Source organism: Rhodospirillaceae bacterium, from assembly GCA_018662005.1.
Taxonomy (GTDB): Bacteria; Pseudomonadota; Alphaproteobacteria; order Rhodospirillales; family JABHCV01; genus JACNJU01.
The window spans coordinates 112,848-120,622 of the sequence record JABJHA010000012.1 but is presented as its reverse complement, the minus strand read 5'-3'; the positions used below and the strand labels follow the sequence as shown (position 1 = coordinate 120,622).

General features: G+C 53.9%; 9 protein-coding genes. 5 read left to right on the top strand and 4 right to left on the bottom strand.

Annotated elements, in window-relative coordinates; translation table 11 throughout:
• The 4 genes from HOL66_06825 to HOL66_06810 form a co-directional block, all read left to right on the top strand.
• The coding region (locus HOL66_06825; GenBank protein ID MBT5243940.1) for an ATP-binding cassette domain-containing protein at positions 1-753 on the top strand (753 nt) is incomplete at its 5' end.
• Entirely contained in the window at positions 746-2,662 is a 1,917-nt protein-coding gene (locus HOL66_06820) for an ABC transporter substrate-binding protein (protein ID MBT5243939.1), read from the top strand. The genes HOL66_06825 and HOL66_06820, both read left to right, overlap by 8 nt.
• Positions 2,659-3,657, top strand: a complete 999-nt coding sequence (locus HOL66_06815) for an ABC transporter permease (GenBank protein ID MBT5243938.1) — start codon at positions 2,659-2,661, stop codon at positions 3,655-3,657. Before HOL66_06820 ends, HOL66_06815 begins: the two co-directional genes overlap by 4 nt.
• The gene (locus tag HOL66_06810; GenBank protein MBT5243937.1) at positions 3,654-4,808 is read left to right on the top strand and encodes an ABC transporter permease; all 1,155 of its coding nucleotides are present in this window, start codon (positions 3,654-3,656) and stop codon (positions 4,806-4,808) included. The genes HOL66_06815 and HOL66_06810 overlap by 4 nt, the downstream gene beginning before the upstream one ends.
• Here HOL66_06810 and HOL66_06805 read toward each other — a convergent pair.
• The 4 genes from HOL66_06805 to HOL66_06790 all read right to left on the bottom strand — a co-directional run bounded on the left by HOL66_06805 (position 4,759) and on the right by HOL66_06790 (position 6,730).
• Complete coding sequence (locus HOL66_06805; GenBank protein ID MBT5243936.1) at positions 4,759-5,052, bottom strand: hypothetical protein; 294 nt, start codon at positions 5,050-5,052, stop codon at positions 4,759-4,761. The two genes, HOL66_06810 and HOL66_06805, sit on opposite strands and share 50 nt — an antisense overlap.
• Positions 5,053-5,184: 132 nt before the next feature.
• Complete coding sequence (locus HOL66_06800) at positions 5,185-5,799, bottom strand: glycosyltransferase (protein MBT5243935.1); 615 nt, start codon at positions 5,797-5,799, stop codon at positions 5,185-5,187.
• A complete protein-coding gene (locus HOL66_06795; GenBank protein ID MBT5243934.1) occupies positions 5,796-6,473 on the bottom strand; it encodes a glycosyltransferase in 678 nt (225 codons plus the stop codon). Before HOL66_06795 ends, HOL66_06800 begins: the two co-directional genes overlap by 4 nt.
• Positions 6,474-6,523: 50 nt before the next feature.
• A complete protein-coding gene (locus tag HOL66_06790) occupies positions 6,524-6,730 on the bottom strand; it encodes a hypothetical protein (GenBank protein ID MBT5243933.1) in 207 nt (68 codons plus the stop codon).
• A 129-nt stretch (positions 6,731-6,859) separates the two neighbouring features.
• Between HOL66_06790 and HOL66_06785 the strand changes: the two genes are divergently transcribed.
• A complete protein-coding gene (locus HOL66_06785) occupies positions 6,860-7,747 on the top strand; it encodes a transcriptional regulator GcvA (protein MBT5243932.1) in 888 nt (295 codons plus the stop codon).
• Positions 7,748-7,775 lie beyond the last annotated feature (28 nt).

Here is a 7,775-nt window from a genome sequence, read left to right as displayed (position 1 = left end):
GGCATTTCAACGGCCCACAAAAGCCACCCAGACCTTATTCTTTTGGACATCATGATGCCAGGGATGGACGGATACGAAGTTTGCAGGCGCCTGAAGACCAATCCTAAAACCTACAGCGCCCTCAATCCACGCATGACGGTCTATGACATCCTTAGCGAACCACTGGTTATTCACAATATTGGCGATGCTGAAAGCCGCCAGAAAACAGTATTGGAACTGATGGCCTTGATCGGCCTGGATGAACATCTTCTGAACCGTTACCCGCACAGCTTTTCCGGAGGCCAGCGCCAGCGCATCGTTATCGCCCGCTCACTGGCCTTAAACCCGGACTTGTTGATTTGCGACGAGCCCGTTTCGGCCCTGGACGTTTCCATTCAGGCGCAAATCCTTAATCTTTTAAGAGACCTACAGCGGGGCATGGGCCTGACCTATCTCTTCATTTCCCATAATCTGGCGGTTGTCGATTACATCGCTGACAGGATTGCCGTGATGTGCGCAGGAAGGCTTGTCGAGCTTGCGCCCAGCCAACAGTTGTTTAAATACCCCTTACATCCCTACACCAAGTCACTAATTGCCGCGGTCCCTTATCCTGATCCCGGACAACCACTGGATTTTTCCATTGTCGCTGCCGGGCGTGATTCCGATCCGGACGCCTGGGACGCCCCCTTTATTGATAATGGTTCCGGCGAGCCTGCATTAATTCCCGTTGGCAGTGGCCATTTCCTTCGAGCCCACGAGGTGCCCGGTGATTAATCGCAACCTGCTGATAGCACTGATGCTGTGTCTCATTTTTGTCACGGCTGGCTTTAAGCCAGCGGCAGGCCAGCAGGCGTTTGTCGAGCCTGACTATTTCAAACAAGACGTTGCGGCAGGTAATTTGCCGCCGGTCGCAGCGCGCGTTCCGCAACAACCGTTCATCGTCGCCCTTAATGACGAGGCTAAGAAAACCGGACGTTACGGCGGCACCATGAGAATTCTTGGCGGCCGGGCCAAGGATATCCGTTTGATGGTTGTCTATGGATACGCCCGGCTGGTTGGCTACAACAAGGAAATGAAAATCGTCGCCGACATCGCCCACAGCGTAGATGTCGAAGAACAACGAATTTTCACCTTTCATCTTAGAGAAGGCCATCGCTGGTCCGATGGGCATCCTTTCACGACCGAGGATTTCAGATATTACTGGGAAGATATCGCCAGCAATCCGGAAGCCTCGCGCATGGGATTGCCTCAGGAACTGCTGGTTGATGGCCAGCCGCCTAAGGTTGATATCATTGACGCACTGACGGTTCGCTACAGCTGGTCCAGGCCCAATCCGTTTTTCCTTCCGGCCCTGGCTGGGGCAAGGCCCATCTATATTTTCAGGCCGGCTCATTACCTGAAGCAATTCCACCCCGCGTATACCGATACCAAGATTATAAAAAACAAGGTCAAGGAACTGGGCCAGCGAAACTGGGTGTCGCTGCATTTTTTCCATGACCGCCCTTATAAAAACAACAATCCGGACAGGCCCTCGCTGCAGCCGTGGGTTTTGAAAACACCACCACCATCGGACCGCTTTATTTTTGAACGCAATCCCTATTATCATCGCATCGACGCTCAGGGAAACCAGTTGCCGTATATAGACAAGGTGGCAATGACCATTGCTTCGGCCAAATTGATTCCTGCCAAGGCGGGTAGTGGGGAAGTCGATTTGCAGGGACGCTACTTGAGTATGAGCAATTACACGTTTCTGAAGCAGGGCGAAAAAAGGAATAACTTTAAGGTGCTCAGGTGGCTTTCGGCCAAGGGCGCGAAAAACGCACTTTATCCCAACCTCAACGTCAGCGATCCGGTTTGGCGGGCGCTTTTCCGGCAACCGGATTTCAGACGTGCTTTGTCGGTGTCCATCAACCGCCATGATATCAATCAGGTGATTTATTATGGCCTTGCCCTTGAAGGCAACAACACGGTGCTGCCGCAATCGGAATTAAGCAACCCGTCCTACCGAAAGAAATGGGCGGGATACGACCCCCAACTGGCCAATCAAATGCTCGACACCTTGGGACTGGACAAGAGAAACGAAGAGGGAATTCGGCTGCTGCCCGATGGCCGGGCCATGGAAATCATCGTCGAGACGGCGGGCGAAGATGTCAGCCAAATCGATGTTCTGGACCTTATTCGCGACGACTGGCGCAAGGTTGGCATCAAGTTGTTTATCAAGCCGCTGCAAAGAGAGGTCTTCCGGCGACGGATTTTTTCCGGCGCTTCCATGATGTCGATATGGGCCGGTTTGGAGAACGGGATTCCGACAGCCGAGTCGAATCCCGGGGAACTGGCGCCCACCAACCAGCAACAACTGCAATGGCCCAGGTGGGGGCAATTTTTCGAGAACCAGGGGCGGGCTGGAGAACCCACTGATGTGGCCCAGGCGCAAAGATTGCTGGACCTGTATCAAGCCTGGGTTAATTCTGTCAGTGTTGAAAACAAAACGGAGATCTGGAAGGAAATGCTGGAAATTCACGCCGATCAGATGTTTACCATCGGCCTGGTCGCCGGGGTTTCGCAACTGGTTGTCGCCAGCAATCGTCTTCGTAACGTACCTGAAACGGCGATCTATAATTGGGAGCCGGGCGCCATGTTCGGAGTCCACCGGCCCGATACCTTCTGGTTTGCCTCACCATGATAAATTATCTGACCCATCGACTGGGCACCATGGCCGGCACCTTGCTGGCGGTCAGTATGCTTGTGTTCTTTATCATTCAGCTGCCGCCTGGTGATTACCTGACCACCTATATCGCCGAACTGGAAAGCCAGGGCGAGTCCGTGGCCCAGGAGAAGATCGATTTTCTGCGCACCCAATATGGCCTGGACCGTCCCATGGTCGAGCAATATTATATTTGGGTCACAGGGCTTTTGCAGGGCGACCTGGGGTTTTCATTTGAACATAACCTGCCGGTCAAGGATGTCATTGGTGACAGGTTGTTGCTGTCTGTGGTCCTGAATATCGCCACCATCGCCTTTATTTATCTGGTCTCGTTTCCCATTGGCATCTATTCGGCGACCCATCAGTACAGTTGGGGGGATCACGGGTTGTCGTTCCTTGGTTTCCTGGGGCTTGCCACGCCCAATTTCCTGTTGGCGCTGATCCTGCTCTATTTCGCCAATATCACTTTTGGAACCTCCATCGGCGGCCTGATGGCCCCACACTTCATTGGCCAGCCATGGAGCCTGGCTAAATTTTCCTCGGTGTTGGAACATTTATGGATTCCGGTGATCGTTATTGGCACTTCGGGAACCGCCGGCATGATCCGCCGCCTTAGGGCCAATCTGCTTGATGAATTGCACAAACAGTATGTCATCACGGGGAGGGCGAAGGGGTTGTCCGAAGGTAAGCTGCTCAGAAAATATCCCCTGCGCATGGCCCTCAACCCGTTCATCGCCGACATCGGAAATCTTATTCCGCAAGTGGTTTCGGGTTCGGTCATTGTTTCGGTGGTCATGTCCTTGCCGACGACCGGTCCGATGCTGCTGTCATCGTTGCGCTCGCAAGACATGTATCTTGCCGGTTCATTCCTGATGTTTCTGGCGACGCTTACGGTGATCGGGATGTTTATCTCTGACGTCCTGCTTGGCGTTCTCGACCCCAGAATTCGCCATGGCGGCAAGGTGATGAAATGAGTCAAAAACTGGCCCACTTCGTATCCGAGGCGCCGTTCGATCCGGATCATGATGAGATTCTAGAACTGTCTTCCAGCAAACTGCATATGGCGTCCCAGTGGACGATTATCTGGTGGCGCTTCAAAAGGCACAAAATCGCCATGCTGGCCCTTTTATTTCTTGTGCCCAGTTACTTCTCGATCATCATCACCGAATTTCTGGCCCCATACGATCTGCACAGCCGCCATACGGATTATATTTTTGCACCGCCCCATGAAGTGCATTTATTTGATAACGGCAAGTTCCTGGGCCCTTTCGTCTACGCCTCTGATATGAAGTTGAACATGGATACCCTGAAGCGGGAATACAGCGAAGACACCTCCAAGCCACAGCAAATACGGTTCTTCTGTTCCGGCGACACTTATCAGTTCTGGGGCCTGATACCGGGCAACATCCACCTGATCTGTCCGCCTGAGGACGGCGAGATGTTCTTGCTTGGCACTGACAGACTGGGCCGGGATATGGCCTCCCGGCTGCTTTACGGGGGCAGGGTGTCGCTGACAGTCGGTATTTTGGGCATAACCGTTAGTTTCGTGCTGGGCCTGTTCTTTGGTGGCCTGGCCGGGTATCTGGGTGGTTGGGTCGATTACACCGTTCAGCGGATGATCGAAATTTTGCGTTCCTTACCAGAACTGCCTATGTGGCTTGCGCTTTCTGCGGCGCTTCCGGTGACCTGGAGCCCGATTCTGGTTTATTTCGGCATTACTCTTATTTTGGGCCTGCTTGACTGGCCGGGGCTGGCCCGCGCCGTGCGCTCAAAATTACTGGCCCTGCGCGAAGAAGATTACTGTGTCGCCGCCCAGCTTATGGGGGCCAAGCCGAAGCGGATCATCGCCCGTCACCTGTTGCCCAATTTCATGAGCCACCTGATCGCCTCGGCGACGCTGTCGATCCCTTCAATGATTTTGGCCGAAACGGCACTCAGTTTCTTAGGGCTAGGACTGCGCCCGCCGATCACCAGTTGGGGGGTGCTGCTGTCTGAAGCACAGAATATTGAAGCCGTCGCCCTGTATCCCTGGCTGATGTTACCCATGGTGCCGGTCATTATCATTGTTCTTGGTTTCAATTACCTGGGCGACGGCCTGCGTGACGCGGTTGATCCACACGAATAAGACGGACCGCCTGAAATAGAGTAAAGACAATGCCGTCAGAAAAACAGGACACCATTTTCCCTCCCCCCTTTTTTTTGAATTGATGGATCATGCCGCCGTAACCGATTTCTTTACGCAAGGCGCTCAGGGCGGCGGCTTTTTCCGAACGGCTTTCTTCAAAGCTGTCCCAGGTTTTTTTAATCGTCGAAATGTTATCTGTTGTGATCAGTGAACTGGTAGCGAACAGGCCGCCAATGACCAGCATGGTTAAGACAAAAGCCTAGCCAATGCTTCTGATCCGGGTGTTTTTCAAGAAAATCATTTGACCTGTTCACGCTCGCTTCTGGTTATGGATAGCCACCCTGTTTTCTTTGAGAAAATATAGAGGGTGTTGATTCTAAGCGCACTTATTTTTGGATTTCCTCCATTGTGCGAGAGCCGGACCGTCGTCGACATCGTTCAGGGTTTCCAGCAGGGCTACCTTGAAACCCTGTTTACGCAGCTTTGATAATGAATCCTCCAGGGTGTGACGACTCGACCAGCGCACGCCTGAAAAAAGATCGGGAGTGCTTGGTGCGCGCCTTGCCCCGACCAGCCAGTAACCGCCATCCGCCGCAGGCCCAAAGACAATGTCGTGATCGCCCAGGGCCTTGAATGCGGCTTCGATATGTCCGCCAGTGATATCTGGTACATCGGTGCCGATGATAACCACCGGTCCCGGTGGCATTTGCGCCATGGCCCGTTTCATGCGCGCCCCTATATCGCCTGTTCCCTGTTTGGTAGGTTGGAATGATTTGGGCCAAAAGCGATGCCTGTTGATTGCGCTGTCGGGGCTGAGGGCCAGCCAGCAGCGCCAGCGCCGGTTGCGGGCCAGGCGGTTCAGGACGGTAGCGACAGTCTGTCTGTAAAACCGGGCCGCGGCGAAGACGCCGATATCACGTCCCAGGCGGCTCTTGACCCTGCCCAAGACCGGCTCTCTTGCAAAAACAATAAGATGACGCTTGCCGCTCATCGATAAATTTTCGCGATCAGCCGTGGAGAAAGGCCGAGGAAATAAAGCACCAGACAAAGAATATTCTTCAGGGGCCTGAAAAGATAACCATCCCGCCGGTATTTATCGGCGGAGGTAACGGCGCAGGATTTAAAAATATGCAGGCGTTTGCGGCCAATACGCCGGATAATTTCAACATCTTCCATGATATCAAGATGGGCGTAACCATGCAGGTCGCGGTAAAAAGCCCGGCTGAGCAGTAAGCCCTGGTCGCCGTAGGGCAGGGCCAATATACGGGTTCGCAGATTGACGATACCTTCAAGAACGTTAGCCGCCGGGCTGTCGTCATCCAGCAGGAAGCTGAAGGCGGCGGCGTGACGATAATTGCCCTCGTCCTGCATGAAGGCTTCAACCTCATCGTACCAACCGGCTGCCAGTTCGGTATCGGCATGAAGGAACAACAACCAGGTGCATTTGGCGTGTCTTCCTCCAGCGGCCAGTTGGACGCCGCGCCCCGGTTCGCTTTCGATGATATCGGCGCCGCGAGCGCGGGCTTCTTCTATGGTGGCGTCGCTCGAGCCACCATCGGCGACAATGATGTCATAACGGCACTTGATGCCGCCTTTTTTCAGGGCATCGATGGTTGCGCCGATATTACCGCCTTCATTGAGGGTCGGAATAACGATGCTGAGCATGGGGCGGTCTTTGGTCCACATGCCCCATGCTTAGCACATTTATTGGCGCTCTATCCTCGCAAAACGGAACCCAGCCGCATCCATCCCCGTTCGATGGCGCTGACGCCATGAAAAGTGCCGCTGCTGATCATCTGCGAAAGACTGGTTTCAGGAGAGCTGGCGGGCAGGCGGTTTTGGGTGCGCGGGTGGTGGGCGGCTTCGCTGAGCATTTGATCGAAAGCAGTGCGGTCGCGGGAGAGCAGATAATAGGGGGTCATAACATAGCTCCTTTTGTGTATAACGGGGTTGTGAAAGTTAAGGTATGACAAAGAAATATAGGGGTTATAAGGACTATACAAACGAGTTGTTTTCATACTATGCTATAGAAATTCTAAGGTATAACTTTCATGCCTCGTCGCCTGCCACCGCTCAACGCCCTGCGCGCATTTGAAGCCGCTGCCCGTCATCTAAGTTTCACCAAGGCGGCGGCGGAACTGAATGTCACACCGGCCGCCGTCAGCCATCAGGTCAAAGCGCTGGAGGATATTGCCGGGGTTCTCTTGTTCAAACGCCTGACCCGGGCATTGGCTTTAACAGCCCGGGGACAAGCGGCATTGCCGGCATTATCTGAAGGTTTCGACTTGCTGGCCGAGGCTGCAGGGCAGTTGGACGATAAGGCGGAACTGGATGTTTTCACCATCACCACGGCACCATCCTTCGCCGCCAAGTGGTTGGTCCCCAGGCTTGATGATTTTCAGGAAAAGAACCCCGGCGTTAAGGTCCGTATTGACGCGACGATGGCGCTTGTCGATTTACGCCGCGATGGTGTTGATGTGGCGATCCGTTACGGGCGCGGTCAGTATCCCGGCCATCACGCCGACCGCCTGTTTGAAGAAGAAATCTTTCCGGTCTGTAGTCCCAAACTGGCATTGAATAACCCCGAAGACCTTGCTCATCATACTTTGCTGCATGTTGGTTTTGCCACCGACAGCCAGTCCTATCCGGATTGGCGCATGTGGCTGAAGTCAGCCGGAATAAGCGGCGTCGATTGGCGCAAGGGGCCGGAATTTTCATTGGAAAACATGGCCGTACAGGCAGCACTTGAAGGCCACGGGGTGGCTTTGGTCAACACCTCGCTGGTGCGTGACGATCTGGCTTCCGGGGCGCTGGTCAGGCCGTTTGAACTGGGTATCCAGACAGGCTTCGCCTACTACCTGGCGATCCCTGACGAGAACATGGAACAGCCTGCTGTTGTGGCCTTTCGCAGATGGATTCTTGATTTGACATGTTCTTGAAATGTTCTAAATTGTGGGTTACCATTTA

What these genes read in the sequence shown, in the direction of transcription:
- HOL66_06815 (MBT5243938.1), top strand. Translation starts at nt 2,659, where the DNA reads ATGATAAATTATCTGACCCATCGACTGGGCACCATGGCCGGCACCTTG.
- HOL66_06810 (MBT5243937.1), top strand. Translation starts at nt 3,654, where the DNA reads ATGAGTCAAAAACTGGCCCACTTCGTATCCGAGGCGCCGTTCGATCCG.
- HOL66_06805 (MBT5243936.1), bottom strand. Translation starts at nt 5,052, where the DNA reads ATGCTGGTCATTGGCGGCCTGTTCGCTACCAGTTCACTGATCACAACA.
- HOL66_06800 (MBT5243935.1), bottom strand. Translation starts at nt 5,799, where the DNA reads ATGAGCGGCAAGCGTCATCTTATTGTTTTTGCAAGAGAGCCGGTCTTG.
- HOL66_06795 (MBT5243934.1), bottom strand. Translation starts at nt 6,473, where the DNA reads ATGCTCAGCATCGTTATTCCGACCCTCAATGAAGGCGGTAATATCGGC.
- HOL66_06790 (MBT5243933.1), bottom strand. Translation starts at nt 6,730, where the DNA reads ATGACCCCCTATTATCTGCTCTCCCGCGACCGCACTGCTTTCGATCAA.
- HOL66_06785 (MBT5243932.1), top strand. Translation starts at nt 6,860, where the DNA reads ATGCCTCGTCGCCTGCCACCGCTCAACGCCCTGCGCGCATTTGAAGCC.